22 protein-coding genes are annotated in these 25185 nt (G+C 69.2%); 8 read left to right on the forward strand and 14 right to left on the reverse strand.

Annotated elements, in window-relative coordinates:
- Positions 1-14 precede the first annotated feature (14 nt).
- Positions 15-2087, reverse strand: a complete 2073-nt coding sequence (locus AC07XP_RS22745; RefSeq protein WP_495265935.1) for a VIT and vWA domain-containing protein — start codon at positions 2085-2087, stop codon at positions 15-17.
- Between the two features lie 216 nt (positions 2088-2303).
- On the opposite strand from AC07XP_RS22745, the gene creD reads away from it, so the two are divergent.
- The 4 genes from creD (at position 2304) to AC07XP_RS22765 (ending at position 8180) form a co-directional block, all read left to right on the forward strand.
- Positions 2304-3782: a cell envelope integrity protein CreD gene (creD, locus tag AC07XP_RS22750; protein WP_495265936.1), complete on the forward strand. Its 1479-nt coding sequence runs from the start codon at positions 2304-2306 to the stop codon at positions 3780-3782.
- Positions 3779-5071: a glycoside hydrolase family 3 N-terminal domain-containing protein gene (locus AC07XP_RS22755; protein ID WP_495265937.1), complete on the forward strand. Its 1293-nt coding sequence runs from the start codon at positions 3779-3781 to the stop codon at positions 5069-5071. The genes creD and AC07XP_RS22755 overlap by 4 nt, the downstream gene beginning before the upstream one ends.
- A gap of 10 nt (positions 5072-5081) precedes the next feature.
- Positions 5082-7475, forward strand: coding sequence for a penicillin-binding protein 1A (locus tag AC07XP_RS22760; protein WP_307582474.1), 2394 nt, complete (start codon positions 5082-5084; stop codon positions 7473-7475).
- Between the two features lie 99 nt (positions 7476-7574).
- A complete protein-coding gene (locus AC07XP_RS22765) occupies positions 7575-8180 on the forward strand; it encodes a hypothetical protein (protein WP_062473812.1) in 606 nt (201 codons plus the stop codon).
- Here the strand turns inward: AC07XP_RS22765 and creC are convergent.
- Positions 8174-9616 carry a two-component system sensor histidine kinase CreC gene (gene creC / locus AC07XP_RS22770; protein WP_062473809.1) on the reverse strand — a complete coding sequence of 481 codons (1443 nt, stop codon included), beginning with the start codon at positions 9614-9616 and terminating at the stop codon, positions 8174-8176. The two genes, AC07XP_RS22765 and creC, sit on opposite strands and share 7 nt — an antisense overlap.
- Complete coding sequence (gene creB / locus AC07XP_RS22775; protein ID WP_495265938.1) at positions 9613-10407, reverse strand: two-component system response regulator CreB; 795 nt, start codon at positions 10405-10407, stop codon at positions 9613-9615. The genes creC and creB overlap by 4 nt, the downstream gene beginning before the upstream one ends.
- A 569-nt stretch (positions 10408-10976) precedes the next feature.
- Here creB and AC07XP_RS22780 point away from each other — a divergent pair.
- Complete coding sequence (locus AC07XP_RS22780; protein ID WP_095948419.1) at positions 10977-11924, forward strand: YcjF family protein; 948 nt, start codon at positions 10977-10979, stop codon at positions 11922-11924.
- 113 nt (positions 11925-12037) lie between these two features.
- On the opposite strand, the gene cueR is transcribed toward AC07XP_RS22780, so the two are convergent.
- Entirely contained in the window at positions 12038-12457 is a 420-nt protein-coding gene (gene cueR, locus AC07XP_RS22785; RefSeq protein WP_062473804.1) for a Cu(I)-responsive transcriptional regulator, read from the reverse strand.
- The gene (locus AC07XP_RS22790; RefSeq protein ID WP_062473802.1) at positions 12457-12651 is read right to left on the reverse strand and encodes a heavy-metal-associated domain-containing protein; all 195 of its coding nucleotides are present in this window, start codon (positions 12649-12651) and stop codon (positions 12457-12459) included. The genes cueR and AC07XP_RS22790 overlap by 1 nt, the downstream gene beginning before the upstream one ends.
- A gap of 161 nt (positions 12652-12812) precedes the next feature.
- Between AC07XP_RS22790 and AC07XP_RS22795 the strand changes: the two genes are divergently transcribed.
- Positions 12813-15074: a heavy metal translocating P-type ATPase gene (locus AC07XP_RS22795; protein WP_495265939.1), complete on the forward strand. Its 2262-nt coding sequence runs from the start codon at positions 12813-12815 to the stop codon at positions 15072-15074.
- A 12-nt stretch (positions 15075-15086) separates the two neighbouring features.
- On the opposite strand, the gene AC07XP_RS22800 is transcribed toward AC07XP_RS22795, so the two are convergent.
- The 4 genes from AC07XP_RS22800 to AC07XP_RS22815 all read right to left on the reverse strand — a co-directional run bounded on the left by AC07XP_RS22800 (position 15087) and on the right by AC07XP_RS22815 (position 18151).
- Complete coding sequence (locus tag AC07XP_RS22800) at positions 15087-15575, reverse strand: GNAT family N-acetyltransferase (protein ID WP_495265940.1); 489 nt, start codon at positions 15573-15575, stop codon at positions 15087-15089.
- A 100-nt stretch (positions 15576-15675) separates the two neighbouring features.
- Complete coding sequence (locus tag AC07XP_RS22805; protein WP_495265941.1) at positions 15676-16968, reverse strand: beta-ketoacyl-[acyl-carrier-protein] synthase family protein; 1293 nt, start codon at positions 16966-16968, stop codon at positions 15676-15678.
- On the reverse strand, positions 16965-17252 hold the full coding sequence (locus tag AC07XP_RS22810; RefSeq protein ID WP_095948423.1) for a phosphopantetheine-binding protein: 288 nt from the start codon (positions 17250-17252) through the stop codon (positions 16965-16967). Before AC07XP_RS22810 ends, AC07XP_RS22805 begins: the two co-directional genes overlap by 4 nt.
- A 17-nt stretch (positions 17253-17269) precedes the next feature.
- Positions 17270-18151 carry an alpha/beta hydrolase gene (locus AC07XP_RS22815; RefSeq protein ID WP_495265942.1) on the reverse strand — a complete coding sequence of 294 codons (882 nt, stop codon included), beginning with the start codon at positions 18149-18151 and terminating at the stop codon, positions 17270-17272.
- Positions 18152-18266: 115 nt separating this feature from the next.
- On the opposite strand from AC07XP_RS22815, the gene AC07XP_RS22820 reads away from it, so the two are divergent.
- Together AC07XP_RS22820 and AC07XP_RS22825 are read left to right on the forward strand one after the other, a co-directional pair.
- Positions 18267-18956, forward strand: a complete 690-nt coding sequence (locus AC07XP_RS22820; RefSeq protein WP_056574813.1) for a response regulator transcription factor — start codon at positions 18267-18269, stop codon at positions 18954-18956.
- Between the two features lie 8 nt (positions 18957-18964).
- Positions 18965-20350 (forward strand): sensor histidine kinase, encoded by a 1386-nt coding sequence (locus AC07XP_RS22825; RefSeq protein ID WP_495265943.1) that lies wholly within the window; start codon positions 18965-18967, stop codon positions 20348-20350.
- A gap of 4 nt (positions 20351-20354) precedes the next feature.
- On the opposite strand, the gene AC07XP_RS22830 is transcribed toward AC07XP_RS22825, so the two are convergent.
- From AC07XP_RS22830 to AC07XP_RS22850, 5 genes are all read right to left on the reverse strand, one after another.
- Positions 20355-20831, reverse strand: coding sequence for a GNAT family N-acetyltransferase (locus tag AC07XP_RS22830; protein ID WP_495265944.1), 477 nt, complete (start codon positions 20829-20831; stop codon positions 20355-20357).
- Positions 20828-21313 carry a RidA family protein gene (locus AC07XP_RS22835; protein WP_493194838.1) on the reverse strand — a complete coding sequence of 162 codons (486 nt, stop codon included), beginning with the start codon at positions 21311-21313 and terminating at the stop codon, positions 20828-20830. The genes AC07XP_RS22830 and AC07XP_RS22835 overlap by 4 nt, the downstream gene beginning before the upstream one ends.
- Before the next feature lie 78 nt (positions 21314-21391).
- Positions 21392-22495 carry an alkene reductase gene (locus tag AC07XP_RS22840; RefSeq protein WP_307696841.1) on the reverse strand — a complete coding sequence of 368 codons (1104 nt, stop codon included), beginning with the start codon at positions 22493-22495 and terminating at the stop codon, positions 21392-21394.
- A gap of 86 nt (positions 22496-22581) precedes the next feature.
- Positions 22582-24399 carry an acyclic terpene utilization AtuA family protein gene (locus AC07XP_RS22845; RefSeq protein WP_495265945.1) on the reverse strand — a complete coding sequence of 606 codons (1818 nt, stop codon included), beginning with the start codon at positions 24397-24399 and terminating at the stop codon, positions 22582-22584.
- A complete protein-coding gene (locus tag AC07XP_RS22850) occupies positions 24396-25139 on the reverse strand; it encodes an enoyl-CoA hydratase/isomerase family protein (protein WP_139140389.1) in 744 nt (247 codons plus the stop codon). Before AC07XP_RS22850 ends, AC07XP_RS22845 begins: the two co-directional genes overlap by 4 nt.
- Positions 25140-25185: the final 46 nt, after the last annotated feature.

Below are 25185 nucleotides of genomic sequence, written 5' to 3' on the forward strand. Positions count from 1 at the left end.
CGTGCGTCCTGTGTTCAAGCCGTGAAGCGGCGCGGGTCGTTGCGGCGCGCGCGGCGGCGCAGCATGGCCAGCATCGACAGCACGACGGCGATCGCGCCCAGCGTTTCCGGCTCCGGCGTGCTCGGCACCTCGGCGCCCAGCGCCAGGTCGCTCACGCCCTGGGGCATCGGCAGCGGCTGGTTCACGTCCACGCTGTTCTGCGGCGCGACGTTGCGCACCACCTTGTCCACCGCGATGAAGCTGGTGTACTGCGTGAGCAGGCTGTACTTCAGGCCCAGCTCGGTGATGCGGTCCTTGAAGGCCGCGCTGCCTTCGAGCGCTTCCTGGTCGCTCAGGCTCTGGATGCGGTGGCGTGCCCACAGCGTGCGCAGCGCGGCGGTGTCCTGGCGCGTCTGCGGCGTGATGCGCACTTCCTCGCGGTACGGGCCGGTGGCGGCCTGGCCTTCGATGATCACGCGGCCCTTGGGCTGTCCATTCGAATCCGGGCGCCACTTGCCGAACACGATCACCGGGCGCTCGCCCAGCACGTCGGGCAGCGCCTGCGGCTCCACGTCGTACACGTCCAGGCCGCCGAAGGTGGCCTTCACGTTCGTGAGCACGGGCGACTCCACCATGCGGCGAAAGCGCGCGGCCTGCTCGGGTGCCTGCACCGGGTCGGTGATGATGAAGGGCTCGCCCATGCCGGCGCGTGCAATGCCTTCCATGAGGCTGCGGTTCACCGACGAGCCGATGCCGAAGGCGAACACGTTGGCCTTCGACAGGTTGTTGCGCACCAGCTCGAAGGCTTCGCGCTCGACCGTCACGTAGCCGTCGGTCACCACCACCACGGTGCGCGACACGTTCGCGGCCTTGGGCTCGGCGTACACGCGCTTGAGCGCGGGGATCAGCTCGGTGCTGCCGCTGCCGCTGTAGTTCTTGATCGTGGCGAGCGCCTGCTCGATGTTGGCGCGCGTGGCCGGCACCGACTGCGGCGACAGCATCTTGTTGCTGCCCGAGAACAGCAGCACGTTGAAGGTGTCGCTGGGGCGCAGGCCGCCGATCAGGCGCTCGAGCACGGTCTTGGCGGTGTCCAGCGGAAAGCCGTGCATCGAGCCCGAGATGTCGACCACGAAGATGTAGTCGCGCGGCGAGATGGCGCTGGCGGTCACGGCCTTGGGCGGCTCGACCATGGCGAGGAAGAAGTTCTCGGCGTTGTCTCCCTGGCCCTTGTAGAGCATCAGGCCCGATTCGATCTTCTCGCCCGCCAGGCGGTAGTCGAGCACGAAGTCGCGGTTGTCGGCGGGGCGGCCGTCGGCACCGAGCGTGATGTCGGCGTGCTGGTCTTCGTCGCGCTTCTTCACGTCGATGGTGTGCGTGGCGGAGCGGATTTCCTTCAGGCCCATCGGCGTGTCGATGCTCGCCGTGAGCTTGAAGCTGGTGCTCGGTGCCACGCCGGCGCGCAGCGTGGGCTGCGCCGGCCATTGGGCCTGCGCGTTCTGCGACTGCGGCGAGTTGTAGCGCGGGCCGACCACGGTCGGGAACACGAACTGGTAGTTGCCCGACTGCGGCACCAGCAGCTCGGTGTAGCGCAGCTCCACCTTCACGTCGTCGCCCGGCAGGATGTTGGCGACGTTCATCTGGAACACGTTGGGCAGGTGCTGCTCGAGCAGCGCGGCGGTCTTGCCTTCCTTCTTCGCGGCGTCGTATTCGATCTTCGCCTGCTGCTTCTCGCGGATCTGCGCCGTGATCAGGCGGTCGGCCAGGCGCACGTTCAGGCCGCTCACCGCCGCCTTGGTGGAACCGGGGAACACGTACTTCGCCTCGATGGCGCGCTGGCCTTCGTTGCGGTAGGTCTGCGTGACCGTCACGTCGGCGATCACGCCCGAAATCTTGACCGAGACCTCGGTGCCCTTCAGCGGCAGGCGGTCGACCGAGGGGTCATCGCTCTTGACGAAGAAATACGGGCTCTCGGTCTTCAGGCGCGGACCGGCGGGCGCTTCCTGCGCGTGGACCGGGCGGGCGCCCATGGCGATGAAACCCACGGTGGCCAGGCTCACGGTGGCGAGCCAGAGCCAACGGCCGGGGCGTGGGGTGGTGGGGGTGTCCATGGCGGGTGTCCTTCTGCGTGCGAACTTGCACGGCCCTCACTGTCGTGAGCGTGCGAGAAGGCAGTTGGAAGGCGCGTTGAAGTCGCCACAACCGGAGGCGCCGCTGTGTGAAGTCTGTGTGAAGTGCGCGGCGCGGCGGCTTCATACGGTCTTCGGATCGGCCGGAGAGCATCGGCGCCTCATCACGAAAAAACCCGGAAAAGAGGGGAGAAACCCATGCTTCAACTGTTGAAGGCCCTGCAGGCTTCGGTGCTGGTCAAGGTGGCCGGCCTGTTCTTCCTGCTGCTGGTGCTGTGCATTCCGCTGGCACGGATCGACGACCTGAACCGCGCCCGCGGCGAAAGCCAGCAGGAGGCCGCGCGCGAACTGGCCGAGTCCTATGCCGGGCCGCAGGCCATGGTCGGCCCGCTGCTGCTGGTGCCGTACGTGGAGCGCTGGATGGAGCCGCTGCGCGACGCGCAGGGCAAGGTGATCGGGCAGGCCCCGCAGAGCAAGGAGATGGTGCACGCCGTGTTCCCCGACAAGCTGCACATCGAGGGCGACATGGCGCCGCAGGAGCGCTACCGCGGCATCTTCCGCATTCCGTTCTACACGCTCACGGCCGCGCTCGGCGGCGGCTTCGCGGGCTTCGACCCGCAGGCCGTGCCGCACAGCGAAAGCGGCTCGTCGATCGAGTTCCGCCCGCCGTTCGTCGCCTTCCACGTGAGCGACCTGCGCGGCCTCGACGGCTCGCCCGCGCTCACCGTCAACGGCGAGGCGCTGCGCTTTCGCCAGCGCGTGCCCGGCCTGCCCGACAACGCCACGTACGCCGACGGCATCCATGCGTCGCTCACGGGCGCCGCGCTCGCCGCCTGGCAGACGGGCAAGCCGCTGGCCTTCGACATGAAGCTCTCGCTGGTGGGCCAGGACACGCTCTCGATGGTGCCGATCGCCGAGGAAACCACCGCGCACCTGCGTTCGCCGTGGGCGCACCCCAGCTTCGGCGGTCGCTTCCTGGCCACGCAGCGCGAGGTGACGCCGCAGGGCTTCGACGCGCACTGGCGCGTGTCCTCGCTCGTGACCACGGCGCGCGAACAGGTGCGCGCCGGCCTGTGGGCCGGTGAAGGCGATGCCGCGCAGAACGCCGCGGCGGCCGTCGTGCGCACCGCGCCCCCGCCACGCCATGCCTCGGGCCCGCTGCAGACCTTCGACGTGTCGCTCGCACAGCCCGTCAACGTGTATTCGATGAGCACGCGCGCCGGCAAGTACGGCGCGCTCTTCATCGGCCTGGTGCTGATGGCGGCCTTCATGTTCGAGCTGTTCCGCAAGCTGCGCCTGCATCCGGTGCAGTACGGGCTGGTGGGCCTGTCGATCGCGCTGTTCTTCTTGCTGCTGCTCGCGCTGTCGGAGAAGTTCGCCTTCTGGATGGCCTATGCAGGCGCGGCCGCTGCCAGCGTGGCGCTGCTGGCCGTGTACTTCAGCGCGGTGCTCGAAGGCTGGCGCCGCGGCCTGTCGTTCGCTGCTTTCGTGGCGCTGCTGTACGGCGCGCTCTACGGCCTGCTGGCCTCGGAAAGCAATGCGCTGCTGCTGGGCGCGCTGCTGATTTTCGGCATGCTGGCCGCGCTGATGCTCGTGACGCGCAAGGTCGACTGGTATGCACTGTCGCGTCGCAGCGAACCCGCCCCGGCCACCCCGGCGGCCACGGTGGACGCATGAGACTGCTGCGCGCCATCCCCGGCGTGCTCGGCTGGCTGCTGCTGGCCGTGCTGTGCGCCTGGGCCTGGCACCTCAAGGACCCGCACCTGCGCTTCCTGCGCTATGAAGAGCTCCCGCTGCTGCTCGCCGCGCTGTGCGCCGCCGCCGCGATCGCCTGGCGCAGCGCGCGTGGTGCGCGCCGTGTCGTGGCGCTGGCCCTGACGGTGGGCGCGACGCTGACGGCGCTGGGCCACGAGCTGGCCTCGCGCCAGCACCGGCTGGAAGTGAACGCGGCCTCGGGCCCGGTGGCGCAGGCACTGGGCGCGCGCTTCATCGTCGGCTACGACGACGCGAACGACCTGCGCGAGCTGGCCCGCCGGGGCCTGATCGGCGGCATCTTCGTCACCGGCCGCAATGTGAAGGGCCGCAGCGCCGACACCTTGCGCGCGGAAATTGCCAGCCTGCAGGCGCTACGGCTGGCGGCCGGTCTGCCGCCGCTGGTGGTGGCGACCGACCAGGAAGGCGGCGGCGTCTCGCGCCTGTCGCCGATGGTGCCCCGCCAGCCGGCACTCGCCAGCCTGCTGGAGGCCGACGTGCCCGCACACGAACTGTTGCAACGTGCCCGCGCCTACGGCGCGCAGCAGGGCGGGGCGCTCGCCGCGCTGGGCATCACGCTGAACTTCAGCCCGGTGGTCGACCTGCGCCCCGGCCGCGCCCCGGGCCGCTGGGACCTGCACACCCGCATCGAGGAACGCGCCATTTCCAGCGACCCCGACGTCACCGCGCAGGTGGCGCTCGCTTACGAGCAAGGCCTTGAATCAGCTGGCGTGCGCGGCACGCTCAAGCACTTTCCCGGCCTGGCCGGCGTGACCGAGGACACGCACCACATGGGTGCCGAACTGCGCACGCCCGTGGCCCGGCTGGCCGCGCACGACTGGAAGCCGTTTCAAGACGTGTCGAAACATTCGGATGCCGCGATCATGCTCGGCCATGTCATCCTTCGGGAACTCGACGCGGACGCGCCGGTCTCTTTCTCACGCAAAATCGTGCGGCAGGTGATTCGAGGCGAATGGGGCTTTCAGGGCCTGCTCGTCACCGACGACCTCACGATGGGCGGGGCCTACAACCGAGGTCTTTGCAACGCCACGCTGGGCGCACTCGACGCCGGGGTGGACCTGCTGCTCATCGCCTACGACCACGACAAGTATTTCGATGCCATGCACTGCGCGCTGGAAGGCGTGCGGCGCGGCGCGCTCGATCCCCGGGTGACGGAACGCCCGCGCGCGCCACGGCTCCAACCTCTTCGCTAGCCCCCATCCCATGTCCCAAGAACCTCGCCCTTCCCAACCCGCCGGTGCGCTGCGCCAGCTCCCGTGGAAACGCATCGCCGGCTGGAGCGCCATCGCGGCCGGTGCCGGCGCCGTTGCACTGCTGGGCGCCGCCATCGTGGGGGTGGTCGCCATCTACCCGAAGCTGCCCGACATTTCCGAGCTGGCCGACTACCGGCCCAAGCTGCCGCTGCGGGTGTACACGGCCGAGGGCTCGCTGATCGGCGAGTTCGGCGAGGAGCGCCGCAACCTCACGCCCTTCGCCAACATTCCGAAGGTCATGAAGGACGCTGTGCTGGCCGTGGAAGACGCGCGCTTCTACGACCACGGCGGCGTGGACTACAAGGGCTTCGCGCGCGCGGCCGTGGCCAGCTTCAAGGGCGGGCGCAAGCAGGGCGCCTCGACCATCACGATGCAGGTGGCGCGCAACGTCTACCTGAGCTCGGAGCGCACGCTCAGCCGCAAGGCCTCGGAGATCGTGCTGGCCTTCCGGCTCGAGCAGCAGCTCAGCAAAGACCAGATCCTCGAGATCTACCTGAACCAGATCTACCTGGGCAACCGCGCCTACGGTTTCGCCGCCGCGTCCGAGGCCTACTTCGGCAAGCCGCTGCAGCAGGTGACCATCGCCGAGGCCGCCATGCTGGCCGGCCTGCCGAAGGCGCCCGGCGCCAACAACCCGGTGGCCAACCCGCGTCGCGCGCGGGCGCGCCAGCTCTACGTGATCGACCGCATGCACGAGACCGGCTTCATCACCGCCGAACAGGCGGCCGAAGCCAAGAAGGAAGAGCTGCACCTGCGCGACGCCGCCGACCCGAACCGCCTGCATGCCGAGTACGTGGCAGAGACCGTGCGCCAGATGATGTACGCGCAGTACGGCGACAGCATCTACACCAGCGGCATGAAGGTCTACACCTCGCTGGTGGCGGCCGACCAGGCGGCAGCGTACAAGTCGCTGCGCAAGGGCATCATGGATTACGAGCGCCGTCAGGTGTACCGCGGCCCCGAGAAGTTCGTCGACCTGCCGGCCAGCGGCCAAAAGGAAATCGACGAGGCCGTCGACGAAGCCCTGGCCGAGCACCCCGACAACGGCGACGTGATCTCGGCCGTGGTGCTGGAAGCCAGCGCGAAAGAAGTGACCGCGGTGCGCGCCAACGGCGAAGCCTTCGAGATCTCCGGCGAGGGCCTCAAGCCCGCGCAGTCCGGCCTGGCCGCGAAGGCGCCGCCGAACATCAAGATCCGCCGCGGCGCCGTGATCCGCGTCGCGAAGACGCCCAAGAACACCTGGGAAATCACGCAGCTGCCCGAAGTGGAGGGCGCCTTCATCGGCATGGACCCGCGCACCGGCGCCATCACGGCGCTGGTCGGCGGTTTCGACTTCGGCAAGAACAAGTTCAACCACGTCTCGCAGGCCTGGCGCCAGCCGGGCTCGAGCTTCAAGCCCTTCATCTACTCGGCCGCGCTCGAAAAGGGCTTCACGCCCGCCACCGTGGTGAACGACGCGCCGCTGGTGTTCGATGCCGCCGCCAACGGCGGCCAGCCCTGGGACCCGAAGAACTTCGACGGCGGCTTCGAAGGCCCGATGCCGCTGCGCAACGCGCTCATGAAGTCGAAGAACCTGGTCACGCTGCGCGTGCTGCAGTCGATCGGCGCGCCCTACGCGCAAGACTGGGTCACCAAGTTCGGCTTCGACAAGGACAAGCACCCGGCCAACCTGCCGATGGGCCTGGGCGCCGGCTCGGTCACGCCGATGCAGATGGCGGTGGGTTACTCGGTGTTCGCCAACGGCGGCTACCGCGTGAACCCGTACCTCGTAACGCGCGTCACCGACCTCAAGGACAAGGTGCTGATGGAAACCGAGCCCCCGGTGCTCGACGAAAGCCGCCGCGCCATTCCCGCGCGCAACGCCTTCATCATGGAATCGCTGCTGCAGAGCGTGGTCAAGGGCGGCTCCGGCTTCAAGGCCTACCAGGCGCTCAAACGCGACGACCTGTACGGCAAGACCGGCACCACCAACGACTCCTTCGACACCTGGTTCGCGGGCTTCCAGCCCACGCGCGTGGGCATCGCCTGGGTCGGCTACGACACGCCGCGCCAGCTCGGCGTGCGCGGCGAGACCGGCGGCAGCCTGAGCCTGCCGATCTGGATCGGCTACATGCAGTCGGCGCTGCGCGGCGTGCCCGTGACCCTGCCGGCCGAACCGCCCGGCGTGGTCAACGTCGACGGCGAGTGGTACTTCGACGACTTCACGCCGGGCCACAATGTGGCGAGCCTGGGCCTGGAAAGCGCCGAGCAGCCGATACAGCCGGTGGAAGTGCTGACGGGCGCGCCGGTGGGTGCGCCGCCACCGCCCGAGGAACGCAACCGCATCCTCGATTTCTTCCGCTAGCCAGCGGCGAGATCACCCAAAGACGCGGGGGACGCGCGGTGCCTACACTCGGTGCCGCGGCCCCCGCTTCTTTTTTTGTCTCTCCCTTTTTTCGCATCCATGGAAATCCTCACCCTGGTGGCCCTGATCGCCGCCGGCTTCTACATCCTCAAGTCCAAGGAACAGCGCCAGCGCATCGCGCTGCTCGGTCGCCATCTGGGCCGCTACCAGATCGAGAAGCTGATGGAGAGCCTGACCCAGGGCTACCTGCGCTGCCTCGGCGAAGACGACGCCGAGCGCCGCCAGCAGATCTGGCACCTGCTCGACGCCACCGAGGAAAAGCTCGCGGGCCAGTTCGAGACCTTCGCCGCCGAGCTGGCGCGCGAACCCGAAGCCGACACGCGCGTGAGCCGCCTGCCGGTGGCCTTGCCGTTCGCCACCACGCTGTTCCCTTCCGCGAGCTTCGACCTGCGCGAAGCACTGCGCATTCATGCGCGCGGCATCGCGGGCGTGGCGAAAAATGCGGCGGGCCGCTCGCCGAAATCGAAGGCCTTCACGATGTCGGCCGAGCTGTTCCTGATGCAGCACACCTGCCACTGGTTCTGCAAGTCGAAGGCCGTGGCCTCGGCACGCATGCTGGCGCGGCACCAGACTTCGTACGAGCAGCTGCTCGACGCTGTGAGCCCCGAGACGCGCGAGGCCTACCGCGCGCTCGTGGGTCAGTGATGCGTTGACAGCAGCGGCAGCGTGAGCGTCGCCACGGCGCCGCCGCGCGTCGCATTGCCCAGGTCGATGCGACCGCGGTGCAGGGTCGCGATTTCCTTCACGAACGCCAGGCCCAGCCCCGTGCTCTTCTTCTGGCTGTGCGGCCGGGCGAGCGAATAGAACTTCTCGAAGACTTTTTCCTGCGCGTAGTCCGGAATGCCCGGGCCGTGGTCGCGCACGTTGATGCGCGCCAGGCGCGAGGTGGTTTCCAGCGTCAGCAGCACCTCGCTGTCGGGCGGTGAAAAATCGAGCGCGTTGTCGAGCAGGTTGCTGATCGCGCGGCGCAGCAAAAACGGATCGCCCTCGACACGCGCAGGCTCTCGAATATTCACGATCAACCGGATGTTGCGTCGCGACGCGGCGGGTTGCGCGCTGGCGGCAATGTCTTCGATGAGCGGGCCCAGCGCCACCGGTTCGGTGCGGTCGAGCGTGCGCCGCGTCTCGAGCGCAGTGAGCTCCATCATGCGGTCGACGATTTCCTGGATGCGCTGGGTTTCGCGTTCGATGTTCTTCAGGAAACGCTCGCGCTGGTCGTGCGGCATCTGCGGCTCCTGCAGGAGCTCGGCCGCGCCGCGGATCGCCGAGAGCGGGCTCTTCACTTCGTGCGTGAAGGTCTGCACGTAGTCGGCCACGTAGTTGCGTCCGGTGAGCGCGTCGCGCATTTCGCCGAAGCCGGTGCGCACCGCATCGACCGCGCGCCGCGCCATGCGCGACAGGCTCAGGCTGCGCTGTGCGCGCACCCAGGTCCAGTAGTCGCGGATCAGGCCGAAGGGCCGCACCAGCCAGACCGAGACGATCACGGTGAGCAGCAGCAGCGCCAGTGCCGAACCCACGCCGACCCAGATGGTGCGCACGCGCGCGTCTTCGACGAACTGGCCGAAGCTCTGCACCGGCTTGCCGACGCTGACGACGCCGACGATCTCGTCGTTCCAGCGGATGGGTGCGCCGACGTACATCACCGAGGTGCGCGGGTCGCCGTCGACGTCGCGCGAGGTGCGCGCGCCGTACAGGCCGCCGAGCGTGCGCTTCACGTCGCTCCACTGCGAGTAGTCGTTGCCCAGGTGGCGGCCGAGCGAATCGAACATCACGCGGCCGGTGCGATCGGTGACGTACACGCGCAGTTCGACCCGGCTCTTGTGCAGGTTGTAGATCTGGGCCGAGAACTCGCGCGTGTAGACGCTGCGAAAGAGCGGCTCCAGCCGCGCCGTGTTGATGGCGCCGGCGATCACGTCCTGCTCGACCAGGCTGGCCATGAGCTGCGAGGTCTCGACCAAGGATTCCTCGGCCGACTCGCGGTAACGCGGGTCGATGTCGGAAACGACGCGGTACAGCAGGAAGGCGATGCCCGCCGTGTAGATCAGCAGGATGCCGATGAAGATCCGGGTCCGGCGGGTCATTCCCTGCTGGCGGGCAGATCTTCGTGCAGCGCGTAGCCGGTGCCGCGCAAGGTGCGGATCGGCTCCACCTCCGGCGCGATGGTCTTGAGCTTGGCGCGCAGCGTCTTGATGTGCGCGTCGACCGTGCGGTCGAAGCTGTCGCTGGCGTCGTCCCAGACGAGTTGCAGCAGTTCGTCGCGCGTGAACACGCGCCCCGGGCGCTGGACCATGAGTTTCAGCAGGCCGTACTCGTAGCGCGAGAGTTCGAGCAGCCGTCCGTAGTACCGGATCTGCATGCGCTCGCTGTCGAGCGCAAAGGGGGTTGCGGGGGTCTGTGGCGCCGCTGAAGGCGGCCCCGGCGCATTTTGATGGGGTACCCCATGAATCGGCGCTGCGGCCGTTGGCGGGCTTCCTGGGCCGTTTCTGGCGCTGCGCCGCAGGATGGTGCGCACGCGGGCGACCAGCTCACGGGGTGAAAACGGCTTGGCAATGTAGTCGTCCGCACCCAGCTCGAGGCCCACCACGCGGTCTATTTCGTCGCTGCGGGCCGTCAAAAACACCATCGGTACCTCTGGGCCGCCCATCGACTGGTTCAGCGCCTGGAGGCGTTTGAAGAGCTCGAAGCCGTTCAGGTCGGGCAATCCGATGTCCAGGATCGCGAGGGCGGGGCGCTCCTGCGCGAACTGCGCGATGGCTTCTTCGGCCGTGGCGCACCAGATCGGCTGGAAACCGTCGCTGCTCAAAACGTACTGGAGCGTGTCGGCGATGCCCGATTCGTCTTCGGCAATCAGGATCCGGGGTTTGAAGCTCATCCGGCGATGTTAGCGAGGGCCACGGACGACCCGTGCCCGGTTTTCCGCCCGAGGCGCCGGCGACCGGCGCGGCCTTTCGCGGCCTTTTTTTTCGGGCGCGGCTTTTCCTCTTCCTGTCTTCTTATTCTTCTTATTCAAATTAGTAGTAGTAGATAAGGGTCGCACCGGTCTGTGGAAAGGTCGCTTTTTCCTTGACGTGACAACGACTTGTCATGCCCGCGTCACTGTGCGCACCCGCGCTTCCGTGGTGTACCCGCAACTTGGACAACCTGGGGTAACCCGCCGGCCCTGTGGATAACCGATGGCTTGTGCAAAAACTCTCCCCAGAGTTGTCCTTTGACAGCCTTCCGGAATTCTGCGAAAGGCGGTTTTCGGGTCGAGAAATTCATTGCCTGTTAATTGAGCAGGTTGTAAATTTCCTTTGTAAATCAACGACTTGCAACACCCCTACAGAGCAGTGCCGGGGTTATCCACAGAGTTGCCCCAGTTTTGTGGGGAGAACGCGTGGAGGAACCTTCGGGCGCTGCGCGGACCCAATCGGCTCCTTCACATGACGAAAAAACTCGAACATGACACCTTCTGAAACAAAAGCGATCGTCACCTTGAGCCTGCTGGCGGCCTTCGTCGATGGCGAAAAGCACGAGCGCGAGCGTGCCGAGATCAAGCGCATTGCCGAGGGCCTGTCGCAGGCCGACGGCGTGAACCTGCCGACGATCTACCAGGACGTGCTGATGAAGCGGGTGTCGCTGGCCTCGGTGGCCGGCGAGCTGAAAAGCGCCGAGTCGCGCCAGCTGGCGTACGAGATGGCGGTGTGCATGTGCGACGCCGACGGCGTGCAGTCGGAGCCGGAGCGGCTCTTCCTGATGGACGTGCGCAGCTCGCTCGGCCTGGACGCCTCGGCGGCGCAGTTCTCGCAGCGGGCGGAAGACATCGCCGCCGCGGTGCCGGCGGCGGTGGCGACGAGCGCGACCGCGGCAACCCCCGCGGCGCCGCAGGCGCCCGACAGCACCGAGCTCGACCGCGCGATCCTCAACGCCGCCATCCTCAACGGCGCGCTCGAGCTGCTGCCCGAGACGCTGTCGACCATGGCGATCATTCCGCTGCAGATGAAGCTGGTCTACCGCATCGGGCAGGCGCACGGCTACCAGCTGGACACCGGCCACATCAAGGATTTCCTGGCCACCGTGGGCGTGGGCCTGACCTCGCAGTACCTGGAGCAGGCGGGGCGCAAGCTGCTCGGCGGCCTGCTGGGCAAGGTCGGCGGCGGTCTGCTGGGCGGTCTGGGCAAGCAGGCCGTGAGCTCGGGCATGAGCTTCGCGTCGACCTATGCGCTGGGCCACGTGGCCAAGCGCTACTACGCGGGCGGGCGCACGCTCTCCACGCAGATGCTGAAGGACGCGTTCTCCAGCGTGGTGAAGGAAGGGCAGGGCCTGCAGACGCAGTACCTGCCGGCGATCCAGGAACGCGCGCGCACGCTGGACACGAGCCAGGTCCTCTCGCTGGTTAAAAACGCCTGATTTTTTTCCAGGGATACCGTGGAACCGGCTTTGCCGGGCCACCGGTATAGCCCCCGGCGAGGGGGTTGGCGCAGCGGCACGAAGTGCGCGAAGCCTGGGGGAGTACCTGGACTCTAGACCTGGCTCAGGTCGTCGAGGATGGGGCAATCCGGCCGCGCATCGCCGTGGCAGCAATGCACGAGGTGCGCGAGCGTGCTGCGCATCGACTGCATGTCGGCGATGCGCTGTTCCAGTTCCCCCAGGTGCTTTTGCGCGATGCGCTTGACGCTCGAGCTGGCGCGGCGGCGGTTGTGCCACAGGCCGACCAGTTCGGCGATTTCTTCCATCGAGAACCCGAGATCGCGCGAGCGCTTGATGAAGCGCAGCGTGTGGATGTCGGCGTCGTTGTACTGGCGGTAGCCGCTCTCGGTGCGCGCCACCGCGGGCAGCAGGCCCAGGCCTTCGTAGTGGCGCACCATGCGCGCCGACACGCCCGACAGCCGCGCGGCCTCGCCGATGGCGACCTGGCGGCCGTGGGCGGAGGTCGCCGTCATCATTGAACGGTGTAGCCGGCGTTCTCGATCGCGACCACGATGTCCTGGCGCGGCTGCTGGCTCAACACGTCCACATGACCGGTTTCGAGATCGACCGTGACCTGCGCGTGCGGGTCGACCGTCTGCACTGCGTCCTGCACCGCCTCCACGCAGTGGTTGCAGCTCATGCCGGAGACCTGGAATTTCTGGCTCATCGTCGTTGCTCCTTGTCGGAATGAATGAAGGGTGGAAGGATTGAACACCCGAATCGGGGACAACGCCAGTTTCAACCCTCTCACGATGTCAACGTCCAGCCAAGGGCTTTGAAGCCACCGCGCTTGACCTTGCCATGGTGTCAGGCTTTAGCCTCGGGACCATGGAACACATTCAGCCTCAACCTTCCGCGGCCGCCGCCACGCTGGACCTCTCGGTCGGCGGCATGACCTGCGCCTCGTGCGTGATGCGCGTGGAGCGCGCGCTCAAGAACGTGCCCGGCGTGCAGAACGTGAGCGTCAACCTCGCGACCGAGTCGGCCCGCATCGTGGCCACCGGCGGCGAGGACATGGCCCTGCTGCTGCGCCGCGCCGTGCGCGCCGCCGGCTACGAGCCGCGCGCCGAAAGCACCGCGCAGGACGAGGCCGCCGCGCTGTCGCCCTGGCACGGCTTCATGCCCGTGGCCATCGGCCTGGCGCTGTCGATCCCGTTGATGGCGCCGATGCTGGGCGACCTGGTCGGCCAGAGCTGGATGCTGCCGCCCTGGGTGCAGCTGCTGCTGGCGACGCCGGTGCAGTTCTGGCTCGGCGCGCGCTTCTACCGCGCGGGCTGGCATGCAGCCAGGGCCCGCACCGGCAACATGGACCTGCTGGTGGCGCTGGGCACCAGCGCGGCCTTCGGCCTGTCGCTGTGGCTGTGGTGGCGCGCCGCCACCGGCGAGCATGCGGGGCACGGCATGGTGCCGCACCTGTACTTCGAAGCCTCGGCGGTGGTGATCACGCTGGTGCTGCTGGGCAAGTGGCTCGAGGCGCGCGCCAAGCGCCAGGCCACCTCGGCGATCCGCGCGCTGCAGCAGCTGCGGCCCGAAGTGGCGCACCTGATCAACGCACGCGGCAAGGAAAGCGACGTGCCGCTGGCCGACGTGATGGTCGGCGACCGCCTCGCCGTGCGCCCCGGCGAACGCGTGCCGGCCGATGCGCGCGTGCTCGAAGGGCAGTCCGAAGTCGACGAATCGATGCTCACCGGCGAACCGCTGCCCGTGGCCAAGAACCCCGGCGACATGCTGACCGGCGGCGCCGTGAACGGCGACGGCCGCATGGTGATCGAAGTGCGCGCGGTCGGCGCCGAGAGCGTGCTGGCCCGCATCATCCGGCTGGTCGAGGACGCGCAGGCCGCGAAGGCGCCGATCCAGCGCATGGTCGACCAGGTGGCGGCGGTGTTCGTGCCGGTGGTGCTGGTGATTGCGCTCGTCACCTTCGCGGGCTGGATGGTCGCGGGTGCCGGCGTCGAGACCGCGCTGATCCATGCGGTGGCGGTGCTCGTGATCGCTTGTCCGTGTGCGCTGGGCCTCGCGACGCCGGTCGCGGTGATGGCGGGCACGGGCGTGGCCGCGAAGCACGGCATCCTCATCAAGGACGCACGGGCCCTGGAAATTGCGCACCGCGTCGACACCGTCGCCTTCGACAAGACGGGCACGCTGACCGTGGGCCGTCCGGTGCTCACGGCGTTGCTGCCCGCGGCCGGTGCGCTGGCGAAGGAGAACGACCTGCTCGCCACGGCCGCCAGCCTGCAAGGCGGCAGCGAGCATCCGCTCGCACGCGCCGTGCTGTCTGCCGCTGCCGAACGCGGCGTGCAGGCGCCGCCGCTCGGTGCGATGCAGGCGATGCCGGGGCGCGGCGTGCGCGGCGAAGTGAACGGCGCGACCTGGGCCATCGCGAGCCTGCGCTGGTGCCGTGAGCTCGACGCGATGCCGGCCGAGGCCGACATCGAACGCCTGCAGTCGCAGGGTGCCACGGTGTCCGCGCTGCTGCGCTTCGACGACGCCGGCTCCGCGCATGTGCAGGCGCTGCTGGCCTTCGCCGACGAGCCGAAGCCGCAGGCTGCCGAAGCGATCCGCACCTTGCGCGGGCGCGGCCTGCGCGTGGTGATGATTTCGGGCGACAACCTGCGCGCGGCACAGGCGATGGCCGCGCGGCTTGGCATTCCGGCCGAGGACGTGCGCGCCGACGTGCTGCCGGCCGACAAGGCCGAGCAGGTGAGCGCGCTGCGCAAGAACGGCCACGTGGTCGCGATGGTCGGCGACGGCGCGAACGATGCGCCTGCACTGGCCGCGGCCGACGTGGGCATCGCGATGGCGCCGTCGGGCGGCGGCACCGACGTGGCGATGGAAGCGGCCGGCATCACGCTGATGCGCGGCGACCTCGCGCTCGTGGCCGAAGCGCTCGAGCTCTCAGGCCGTACGGTGGCGAAGATCCGGCAGAACCTGTTCTGGGCCTTCGCCTACAACGTGGCCGGCATCCCGCTCGCGGCCTTCGGTTTGCTGAGCCCGGTGGTGGCCGGCGCGGCGATGGCGCTGTCGAGCGTGAGCGTGATGGCGAATGCGCTGTTGCTGCGGCGCTGGAAGCCGAAGCACCAACAACATTGATCCGACAGCGGATCAGTCGAACAGCAGCGCCATCAGGTGCTCGTCGATGAAGTCCGCTTCACCGGCCCGGCGGTAGAACTGGCGCAGCGTGCCTTCCTGCACGAAGCCCAGCCGGGCATAGAAACGCAGGGCCGTGGCGTTGTCGCTCTCGGCCATCAGCTCGACGCGGCGAACGCCTTCGGCCTTCAGCCGCGCGAGCACGTCGCTCACCATGGTCTGCGCGACACCGCGGCCATGCAATGTGGGATCGACCGCGAGCGTGCCCAGGCTCGCCACATGCTGCGCACGGCCCGGGTAGCGCGTGACGCGATAGAAGCCGGCGACCTGGCCATCGACGTCGAAGATGAAGAACGCACCGCTGTCGAGCAAGCCCTGGAAGATCGGGCGAAAGTCGTCGCGCGGCATCGGGTCGTAGCCCAGGTAGGGCACGACCCGCTCATGCATGTAGAGATCGAAGACGGCGTCGAAATCGGAGGGGGTGGCGAGGCGGTGCAGGGGCATGTCGCGCTTCTTCTATGAGGTCCGCAAGGATGGATGCGGCCGAGCATAGCCATGGCAAGGCGGTGCTGACAACCGCCCCGCTTTTTTCCTCCCCCGAAGTTCAACCCTCCGGGAAGCGCCGGCTCGCCACGATCACCGCGTTGGTGCCGCCGAAGGCGAAAGAATTCGACAGCACATGGCGCAGCCCGCGCGCCTCGCGTGCCGCGCCGCGCACGAAGTCCACGTTGGCGAACGCCGCATCCGGCGTCTGCAGATGGGCAATGGGCGGCAGGGTCTCACGGGCCAGTGCGCGCAGCGCGGCCACGAGTTCGATGGCGCCGCCGCCGCCGAGCACATGGCCGTGGATCGCCTTGGTCGCGCTGACGGGCGCGGCGTTGCCGAACAGTTCGCCGATCGACGCGGCCTCGGCGGCATCGCCCGCGCTCGTGGCCGTGCCGTGGGCGCTGATGTGGCCGATGTCCGACGGCACGAGCCCGGCGTCGCGCAGCGCCGCACGCATCGCGCGCACCTGGCCGGCAGAGTCAGGGTTGGTGATGTGCGTGCCGTCGCAATTGCTGGCGTAGCCACTGAGAACGAAGGGCTGCGCGCCGGCGCCGCGTGCCCGTGCATGCGCCTCCGATTCGAGCACCAGCGCCGCCGCGCCCTCGCCGATGGCAAAGCCCGCGCGGTCGGCCGAGAACGGTCGGCAGGCGGAGGCGGGCGCATCGGCCGGCGGCGGCGCCATGACGCGCATTGCGTGCCAGCTGGCCATCACGCCGGGCGTGAGCATGGCGTCGTGGCCGCCGACGATGGCGATGTCGATCCAGCCGCCGCGGATGGCGCGCATGGCTTCGCCGATGGCCACTGCGGACGAAGCACAGGCGCAGGCATAGGCCAGCGCCGCGCCGCGCGCGCCGAAGTGCAGCGCCAGTTCGGCGACCGCGGCGTTGGGCATCACGGTGAGCACGGTGGTGGGGCGCATGCGGCGCTGTTCGCCGTAGAGCGCGCGCGTGGTGGCGTCGAAAGTGCCGGCGCCGGCCAGGCCGCTGCCCCAGAAGACGCCGAGGCGGTCGCGGTCGATGGCGTCGAGGTCCAGACCGGCATCGGCCGCGGCGTCCTGCGCGGCGGCCAGGGCCATCGCGGTGCCGCGGTCCAGCGGCAGGCGCGAGGCGCTGCGCACGCTGCTGGCGTCGAAATCGCAGGTGGCGGCGGCGATGGCCATCGGGTCCATGCCGGGAATCTCGAGGGTCTGCGCGCGCACCGCGGAGCGACCGGCGAACAGCGCGTCGTCGAAGGCCTCGATGCTGCGTCCGAGCGGCGTGATGAAACCGAGCCCGCTCACGTGCACGGGCGCGGCGGCGGTGTGGGCCGTGGCGGTGGCCGCCAGCACGGCATGGGCGGCGCCGCTGCTCATGCGGCGGCTGCCATGGGTTCCGCGCGTGCGGCGGCGGCCTCGCCCTCGGCGTCGATCACCTCGCACAGCCGCTGCAGCGTGATGCCGGCTTCGCGCGGGTCGAGCCGGTCTTCGGGAATGCGCAGGTGAAAGGCGTCTTCCACCGCGAAGACGAACTCCATGAGCGCCAGCGAATCGAGGCCGAGGTCCGACAGCGCGGTGGCCGGCGAGATGGCCGTGCGCGCGACGCGGAAGTCGGTCTCGAGGATGGTGGCGATGCTGTTGAAGGTGGGAGAGGAAGACATGAGGAGGTTCCTTTCTTTCAGGCGTGAAGAGCAAGTCCGCGGACGCGGAACACGGGTTCGGGCACCGGGCCGTGGGCCACGGTCTCGGCGAAGGCGAGGGTCTCGCGCACGACCTGCTGGCGGTCGTTGTCGATGCTGATCATGTGGTAGCTGTTGTTCAGGACCACGGTGCGCAGCGAGGCGCAGCGCAGCCCGCGCACGAGCAGGTCGAGGTTGGACAGGCTGGCCACCTCGTCCTCGCGCGCATGCAGCGCCAGCACCTGCTCGCACTGCACGTCGTTCAGGCGCCGTCGCACGTGGCGGATCAGCCGGTCGTGCTCGCGCAGGTGGCCCACGCCGATCACCGCGCTGCCGGCGCGCGAGACCTGGCGATGGCGCAGCTCGCGCTCGATCCAGGTGCGCACGCGCTCGTTCTTCACGCCGTAGGGCGGGCGTTCGCGGTACTGCCAGAGGCGGCCCAGCGGCGTGTAGAAGGCCAGCGGCAGCAGAAAGCGCGTGCGCGGCACGGCCCAGCCGTCGAAGCGCAGCGTGGTCGACATGAGCACCAGCGCGTCCACCTCGCGCCCGCAGCGGATGGCGCCGCCCAGGGCCAGCGAGGCGCCGGCCGAGATGCCGACCAGCATCACGCGGTCGTGCGTGCACCGCAGCGCCTTCACGTGCGCCTCGAGGGTGTCGAGCCAGCGTTCGAAAGGCACAGCCTGCTGCAGCGGCGCGGCGGCGTCGAACGAGTAGCCGGAGATGCACAGCGGCTGCACCGCATACCCGTGGCGCTGCAGGGTCGATTGCACGGTCAGCAGCTCGTCAGGCGTGCTGCATAAACCATGCAGCAGAACCACCGCGGTGCGCTGCACGGCGGGGGACACCAGGCTCAAGGGATCGGAGGGATCGCGTGCACTCATCGGAAGGTGTGTCGTATGCTCATGTCGCGTTTATCGCGGTGAGCGACTGACCGGCCGCTGACGCGTCCATCGCCAGGGCAGACCCACAAATCCACCCACCACTCATTCACTCACCATGCGAATCCTGCTTGTGGAAGATGACACCGTGCTGCGCGACGTGATGCTGCGCAGCCTCGCCGACGCGGGCCACCGGGTCGACGTGTCGACCAACGTCGAAGATGCCGACCACCTGTGGCGCGTGCAGCCCTTCGATGCCGTGCTGCTCGACCTCAACCTGCCCGCCACCGCCAGCCCCACCAGCGGCCTGGCGAGCGGCCTCACGGCCTTGCGACAGGCGCGTGCGCGCGGCGACCGCACGCCGGTGCTCGTGCTCACGGCGCGCGGTCGCACCGAAGAACGCATCGCCGGGCTTGACGCGGGCGCTGACGACTACCTGGGCAAGCCCTTCGACCTCGCCGAGGTGGAGGCGCGCCTGCGCGCGCTGGTGCGGCGCGCCAAGGGCACCGAAGACATCGTGGTGCTCGGCCAGCTCAAGCTCGACCGCAAGGCGCGGCGTTTCGCGGTCGCGAACGCACCGCTCGATCTGCCGGCGCGCGAGTTCGAGGTGCTGTGGGAACTCATGAGCCCGCCGGGCCGCACCGTGAGCAAGCGGGCGCTGTCGGACAAGCTCTCGGGCTTTGACGAATCGCTGGGCGACAACGCGCTCGAGGCCTTCATCTCGCGCCTGCGCAAGAAGCTGCTCGGCTCGGGCGCGGGCATCCGCACCTTGCGCGGCATCGGCTACCTGCTCGAAGCCGAGGTGTGAGGCCGCCCGTGAGCGAGGCCACCCCACCGGTCACGCGCACTGCACCTTCGCTCACGCGGCGCGTGCTGCGCAACGTGCTGGTGCCGCTGGCGCTCACCTGGATGGCCGGTGCGGTGATCGCGCTGGTCATCGCCAACTACTTCTCCGAGCAGGCCTTCGACCGCGGCATGCTCGACGACGCCTATGCGCTGTCGGCCAACGTGCAGGCCGGCGAACGCGGCATCGAGCTGCTGCTCACGCCGCGCGAAGTGGCAACCGTGCTGTTCGACCAGACCGACAAGGTCTACTTCTCGGTGCAGCGGCTCGACGGCACGCTCATCTCCGGCAGGGGCGACCTGAAGGCGCCGTTGCCCGACGAAGGTTCGCGCTACCGTTTTTCCGATATCGATTACGACGGGAACGTGCTGCGCGCGGTGGTGCTCGACCACGACGCCGAGCCCGGCCTGCACATGCCCTACCGCGTGATCGTGGCGCAAACCACGCTGAGCCGCGCCGCACTGGTGCAGCGACTGCTGTTCTATGCCATGGCGCCGCAGGTGCTGCTGCTCGTGCTGCTGGCCGTGTGGCTCTGGCATGGCATCCGACGCGACTTGCGACCGCTCGGCGAGCTGCAGCGTGCACTCGACACCCGCGACGTGCGCGACCTCTCGCCGGTGACCGTGGCGCAGACCTCGAAAGAATTGCAACGCCTGGGCGATGCCGTCAACGCGCTGTTCGACCGGCTGCGCCACAGCGTGCGCGCGCAACGCGAGTTCGTGGGCAACGTGGCGCACGAGTTGCGCACGCCCCTCGCGGGCATTCGCGCGCTGGCCGAGTACGGGCTCGCGCAGCACGACACCGAGGTGTGGCGCGAACAGCTGACGCGTGTGTCCGAACGGCAGGCGCGTGCGAGCCACCTGATCGACCAGCTGCTTGCGCTCGCGCTGGCCGACGAGGCGCGCACCGACCTGCAGCGCACGCCCGTGTCGCTCGACATGCTGGCCGAGCAGACCGTGCTGCGCCACCTGGCGCGCGCCGATGCGCGCGGCGTCGACCTGGGGGCGCGTGGCCTCGACGACGGCGTGACGGTGCTTGCAAACGAAGCGCTGGTGGAGGGCATCCTCGACAACCTGATCGACAACGCGCTGCGCTACGGCGGCCGCACGATTACCGTCGAACTCGCGGGCCGCACGCTGAGCGTGATCGACGACGGACCCGGCATTCCGCTCGAGGCGCAGCGCGACCTCATGCAACGCTGGGCGCAAGGGCCCGCGGGCCAGAAGCTGGGGCAGGGTGCAGGGCTGGGGCTGTCGATCGTGGCGCGCTATGCCGAGCTGCTGGGCGCCGAGTTGCGGCTCGACGCCGCGGAGCCTACGGGCCTGCGCGTGAGCGTGACCTTCGGGGACGACGCCTGACCGTTCACGCGCGTGTCAGTGGCTTGCGCAGATAGACGCGTGTGCGCCCGTCGAGGGATTCGCGCCGGAACTCGACATAGCCGATGCGCTGGTAGAGCGCGAGGTTCTCGGTCATCTTTTCGTTCGTGAACAGGTAGATCGATGCGTGGCCCTGGCGCAGCGCTTCGCGCTCGGCCAGTTCGAGCAAGGCGCGGCCCGCGCCGCTGCCCTGGTGGTCGGGGTGAACCGCGATCACGTCGATGAGGAAGCCTTCGTCGGTCACGTCGAGCAACAGCGCCGCGCCGATCTGTTGCTCCGGCCGCTCGGCCACCCACACCTGCAGGTGCGCGATGGCCTGCGCGTAGTCGCGCGTCATCGGTCGCGGCGTAAGGCCCAGGCGCGGGATGTAGGTGCGGAAGGCCTCGACCGCGCATGCGGTGACAGCCGCCACGTCGTCGTCGGTGGCGCGACGCAGATGCCAGGGTGCAGCGTTGTCGCTCACGCGTCGAACTCGACCTCGCCCTCGATCTCGACCGGGATGCCGAAAGGCAGCTCGGCCATGCCCACGGCGCTGCGCGCATGCGCGCCGACCTCGGGACCGAAGAGCTCAAGGATCAGGTCGGAAAACCCGTTGATGACCGCCGGCTGCTGCTGAAAGCCGGGCGCCGAGGCCACCATGCCGAACACGCGCGTCCATGCGGTGATGCGGTCCAGGTCGCCGAGCGCGCGCTGCAGGCTGCCGAGCATCGCGAGGCCGGTGAGGCGCGCGGCGGCGTAGCCTTGGTCGACTGTCAGCTCTGCGCCGAGCTTGCCCAGCGGCGCAGCGATGCGGCCATCGGCCGTGAGCGGGCCGTGGCCTGAGACGATCGCGCGCCGGCCGATGAGGCGGACGAACTGGAAGGGGAGGACCACGCCGGGTGGGGGCGTGACCGGTGGCGGCAGCACGAGGCCGAGTGCTGCAAGCCGTTGTTCGATGCGGGCCATGGCGTTGCGCTCCTGCAGGCGGACGTTGATGAAGAGGTCCGCCGCATCTTGCCATGGCCCTCAGGGGCCGCCGTGGGCTCAGCCCAACGCCGGATAGTCCGTATACCCCTTCACCCCGCCCCCATACATCGTCGCCTTGTCCAGCTCGTTCAGCGGCGCGTGCTCGCGCAGGCGGCGCACCAGGTCGGGGTTCGAGATGAAGGGCTTGCCGAAGGCCACGAGGTCGTCGCCTTCCTTCACGGCTTCTTCGGCCAGGGGGCGGTCGTAGCCGTTGTTGACCATCCAGGCGGCCTTGCCGCCTGCGGCGCGGTAGGCAGCCTTGAGGGCTTCGTAGTCGAAGGGGCGGTCGGCGATCTCGCGCGGGCCGCCGGTGGCGCCTTCGATGATGTGGATGTAGGCCAGGTTCAGCGGCGCGAGCTGCTGCACGACGTAGGTGAACAGCGGCTGCGGGTCGCTGTCGTGCACGTCGTTGGCGGGCGTGACGGGCGACAGGCGGATGCCGGTCTTGCCGCCGCCGACCGCGTCGACCACGGCGCGCGTGGATTCGAGCAGCAGGCGCGCGCGGTTCTTGATGGAGCCGCCGTAGTCGTCGGTGCGCTTGTTGCTGCCGTCTTTCAGGAACTGGTCGAGCAGGTAGCCGTTGGCGCCGTGCAGCTCGACGCCGTCGAAGCCCGCGGTCTCGACGGCGTTGCGTGCGGCCGCGGCATAGGCGTGGACGATGCCGGGCAGTTCGGCCGCGTCGAGCGCGCGCGGCTCGGACGTTTCAACGAAGGTGGGCACGCCGTCCTTGATGAGCACAGTCTTGGTCTTGGCGGTGATGGCCGAGGGCGCGACGGGCTTGCCGCCACCGGGTTGCAGTTCGGTGTGCGAGACGCGGCCCACGTGCCACAGCTGCACGACGATCTTGCCGCCCTCGGCGTGCACGGCGTCGGTCACGCGCTTCCAGGCGTCGAGCTGCTCGGTGCCGTAGAGGCCGGGCACGTCGGCGTAGCCCTGGCCCTGGTGGCTGATGGCGGTGGCTTCGGTGATGAGCAGGCCGGCGCTGGCGCGCTGGGCGTAGTAGGTGGCGGCGATGTCGGGCGGGATCGCGTTGGGCGAGCGGTTGCGCGTGAGCGGCGCCATCACGATGCGGTTGGCGAGCTGGAGGTCGCCGGCCTGGACGGGGTCGAAAAGGGTGGACATCGTGGATTGAGGGGGCAGAGTTGAAACAGGCGCAAGGCTAAGCCGCCCGTCTCAACCCTGCTGTCACACGGTTGTCCCGATTGGTGCTAAGGAAGCAGCCGCGCCAGCAGCGCCGGGCTCACGCGCACGGGCAGCGCCAGCAGGATCTGTCCCATGCCCTTGCCGAGCGGGTCGTTGCGCAGCGAGGCCATGCCGCCGCCGCCCAGCGCCTGTTCGCAGACGAAGTTGAAGGCGTGGATGCCGGGCACCTCGTGGCGCGTGACGCGGCCCTGCACCAGGTGCGCGAGCCATGCGGCCACGCGCGCCTCGGTGAGTTGCGCGCGCAGCAGCGGCAGCAGCTCGGGATGGCGCGCGATGACGCCGATGTTCGAGGTGTCGCCCTTGTCGCCGCTGCGGGCCCACGCGAGGCGGATCAGCGGGACCTCGATGGCGTCGTCGCCGGGCGTGGCAAGAGGCAGTGCATCGTTGGTGCGCACGGCGGGCGGGTCGTCGCTGGTGGCGTGCGTCGCGGGCACATTGACGGTCTGCCCATCGACGCGCACCTGCGGGCTCACGCGCGCCTTGTCGAGCAGGAACGCGTACTGCCGGATCGACGGCGACACCGAGGCGCGCCCGCCGCCCGCGCCCGTGGTGCCGGGCGCCCACGAGGTGCCGGCCGGCGCGACCTCGCGCGCGAACAGCTCCAGCGCGTCCTTGCGCGGATGCGTCACGGCGAGCCGCAGCACGGCCTCGCGGATCTGCTGTGCCTGCGTCTGCGCATGAGGGCCGTAGCAGGACTCGGCGCCGAGCACTTCGAGTTGCGTGCCGCTGTAGGGCCCGAGGCCCTGTTGCGCGAAGAGGGCGCCGGTGCGCGCGAGGATCGCTTCGCCGGTGCGCCGCGCCTTGGCCACCGCGTCGAAGCCGACGATCGTGAGTTGCGCCGCGGTCTTGAAGCCGTCGACGTAGGTGGCGCAGACCTTGTAGCTACCGGTGGGTGCGCGGCCGCGCGCGCCGTGCACGCGCACGCGGTGTTCGCCCGCCTGTTCGATGCGCACCTGCGTGAAGTCGGCCACCACGTCGGGCAGCAGGTAGGCGGCGGGGTCGCCGATTTCGTAGAGCATCTGCTCGCCGACCACGGCGGGCGTGAGCTTGCCGCCGGTGCCCGCGGGCTTGGTGACGACGAAGCTGCCGTCGGCGGCGCATTCGACGATGGGGTAGCCGATGTTCGGCCAGTCGGGCACGGTGTCCCAGTCGGTGTGCAGGCCGCCGGTGGCCTGGCAGCCGCACTCGATGATGTGGCCCGCGAGGCTGCCCGCGGCGAGCAGGTCGTGGTCGCCGGGCTGCCATTGGAATTCATGCATCAGCACGCCGAGCGTGACGGCCGAGTCGACGCAGCGGCCGGTGATGACGACCTGCGCGCCCGCGTCGAGCGCGGCCTGGACCGGGCGCGCGCCCAGGTAGGCGTTGGCGCTGAGCACGCGCTCGGGCAGCGGCGCGCCGCTCTGCAGTTCGCGCACGGGCGGTTGCGAGGCGCGCAGCTCGGGCAGCAGCGGCGACACGTCGTCACCGCTCACCACGGCGATCTTCAGCGAGACGCCTTGCTCGGCGGCCAGTGCCGCGAGCGCATCGGCGCAGCCTTGCGGGTTGACGCCGCCCGCGTTGCTCACGACGCGGATGCCCTGTTTCACGACGTCTTTCAGCACGGCCTTCATCGCGACGGAGACGAAGTCGGTCGCGTAGCCCAGCTCGGGCTTCTTGAGCCGTGCGCCCGCGAGGATCGACATGGTGAGCTCGGCGAGGTAGTCGAACACGAGGTAGTCGATCTGCCCGCTGGCCACGAGCTGCGGCGCGCCCACGCTGCTGTCGCCCCAGAAGCCGGAGGCGCCGCCGATGCGGACGACGCGATTGCTGTTGCTGCTGTTCATCGTCCGCTCCATTGCGGCTTGCGCTTCTCGCGGAAGGCGAGCTGGCCTTCGGCCGCGTCTTCGGTGAGCGCGAACAGGCCGATCTGGCTTTCGGTGAAGGCCATCGACTCCTCGAAAGCCATGGCCTCGATCTTCTTCATCGTGTACAAGCCGCGGCGGATGGCGGCGGGCGACTTGTCGAGCAGGCGGCCCAGCAGCCAGTCGACGCTGTCGTCGACGTCGTCGCTCACGCGGTTGACGAGCTTCAGCTCGAGCGCCTGGGCCGCGTCGATCGGTTCGCCGGTGATGCACATCTCGGCCAGCACGCGGCGTGGCAGCAGGCCGCCGAGCACGCTGAGCACCTGCGCGGGAAACACGCCGACCTTCACCTCGGGCAGGCCGAACACGGCCTGGCGGCTGGCCACGGCCAGGTCGCACATCGCCATGAGGCCCATGCCGCCCGCCATGCAGGCGCCGTTGACGCGCGCGATCAGCGGCACGGTCGATTGCCGCGCCTGGCGAAAGAGGTTGGCGATGCCCTGATAGGGCGCGGCGTAGTCGAACTTGAACGAGGTGCCGCTTTGCAGGTCGGCGCCGGCGCAGAAGGCGCGCGTGCCGGCGCCGGTGAGGACCACGGCGCGCACGGCGGTGTCGCGGTTGGCGCGGGCCAGCGCATCGGACAGGCCCTCGAGCACGGCCGCGTTGATGGCGTTGCGGCGTTCCTGGCGATCGATGGTGAGCCACATGACGGGCCCGCGCATCTCTTCGCGCAGCTCGACGGAGAAAGGGGAAGAGGGGGAAGAAGGG

This window comes from Variovorax sp. GW531-E2, assembly GCF_059423125.1.

Excerpts from the sequence above, each read along its gene's own strand:
- AC07XP_RS22790 (WP_062473802.1), bottom strand. The coding sequence starts at position 12,651 with ATGAGCCAGAAATTCCAGGTCTCCGGCATGAGCTGCAACCACTGCGTG.
- AC07XP_RS22780 (WP_095948419.1), top strand. The coding sequence starts at position 10,977 with ATGACACCTTCTGAAACAAAAGCGATCGTCACCTTGAGCCTGCTGGCG.
- AC07XP_RS22835 (WP_493194838.1), bottom strand. The coding sequence starts at position 21,313 with ATGGCCCGCATCGAACAACGGCTTGCAGCACTCGGCCTCGTGCTGCCG.
- AC07XP_RS22805 (WP_495265941.1), bottom strand. The coding sequence starts at position 16,968 with ATGAGCAGCGGCGCCGCCCATGCCGTGCTGGCGGCCACCGCCACGGCC.
- AC07XP_RS22840 (WP_307696841.1), bottom strand. The coding sequence starts at position 22,495 with ATGTCCACCCTTTTCGACCCCGTCCAGGCCGGCGACCTCCAGCTCGCC.
- AC07XP_RS22850 (WP_139140389.1), bottom strand. The coding sequence starts at position 25,139 with ATGCGCGGGCCCGTCATGTGGCTCACCATCGATCGCCAGGAACGCCGC.
- AC07XP_RS22755 (WP_495265937.1), top strand. The coding sequence starts at position 3,779 with ATGAGACTGCTGCGCGCCATCCCCGGCGTGCTCGGCTGGCTGCTGCTG.
- creD (WP_495265936.1), top strand. The coding sequence starts at position 2,304 with ATGCTTCAACTGTTGAAGGCCCTGCAGGCTTCGGTGCTGGTCAAGGTG.
- AC07XP_RS22765 (WP_062473812.1), top strand. The coding sequence starts at position 7,575 with ATGGAAATCCTCACCCTGGTGGCCCTGATCGCCGCCGGCTTCTACATC.
- AC07XP_RS22800 (WP_495265940.1), bottom strand. The coding sequence starts at position 15,575 with ATGCCCCTGCACCGCCTCGCCACCCCCTCCGATTTCGACGCCGTCTTC.
- AC07XP_RS22810 (WP_095948423.1), bottom strand. The coding sequence starts at position 17,252 with ATGTCTTCCTCTCCCACCTTCAACAGCATCGCCACCATCCTCGAGACC.
- AC07XP_RS22760 (WP_307582474.1), top strand. The coding sequence starts at position 5,082 with ATGTCCCAAGAACCTCGCCCTTCCCAACCCGCCGGTGCGCTGCGCCAG.
- AC07XP_RS22795 (WP_495265939.1), top strand. The coding sequence starts at position 12,813 with ATGGAACACATTCAGCCTCAACCTTCCGCGGCCGCCGCCACGCTGGAC.
- creC (WP_062473809.1), bottom strand. The coding sequence starts at position 9,616 with ATGACCCGCCGGACCCGGATCTTCATCGGCATCCTGCTGATCTACACG.
- creB (WP_495265938.1), bottom strand. The coding sequence starts at position 10,407 with ATGAGCTTCAAACCCCGGATCCTGATTGCCGAAGACGAATCGGGCATC.
- AC07XP_RS22815 (WP_495265942.1), bottom strand. The coding sequence starts at position 18,151 with ATGAGTGCACGCGATCCCTCCGATCCCTTGAGCCTGGTGTCCCCCGCC.
- AC07XP_RS22845 (WP_495265945.1), bottom strand. The coding sequence starts at position 24,399 with ATGAACAGCAGCAACAGCAATCGCGTCGTCCGCATCGGCGGCGCCTCC.
- AC07XP_RS22745 (WP_495265935.1), bottom strand. The coding sequence starts at position 2,087 with ATGGACACCCCCACCACCCCACGCCCCGGCCGTTGGCTCTGGCTCGCC.
- AC07XP_RS22820 (WP_056574813.1), top strand. The coding sequence starts at position 18,267 with ATGCGAATCCTGCTTGTGGAAGATGACACCGTGCTGCGCGACGTGATG.
- cueR (WP_062473804.1), bottom strand. The coding sequence starts at position 12,457 with ATGACGGCGACCTCCGCCCACGGCCGCCAGGTCGCCATCGGCGAGGCC.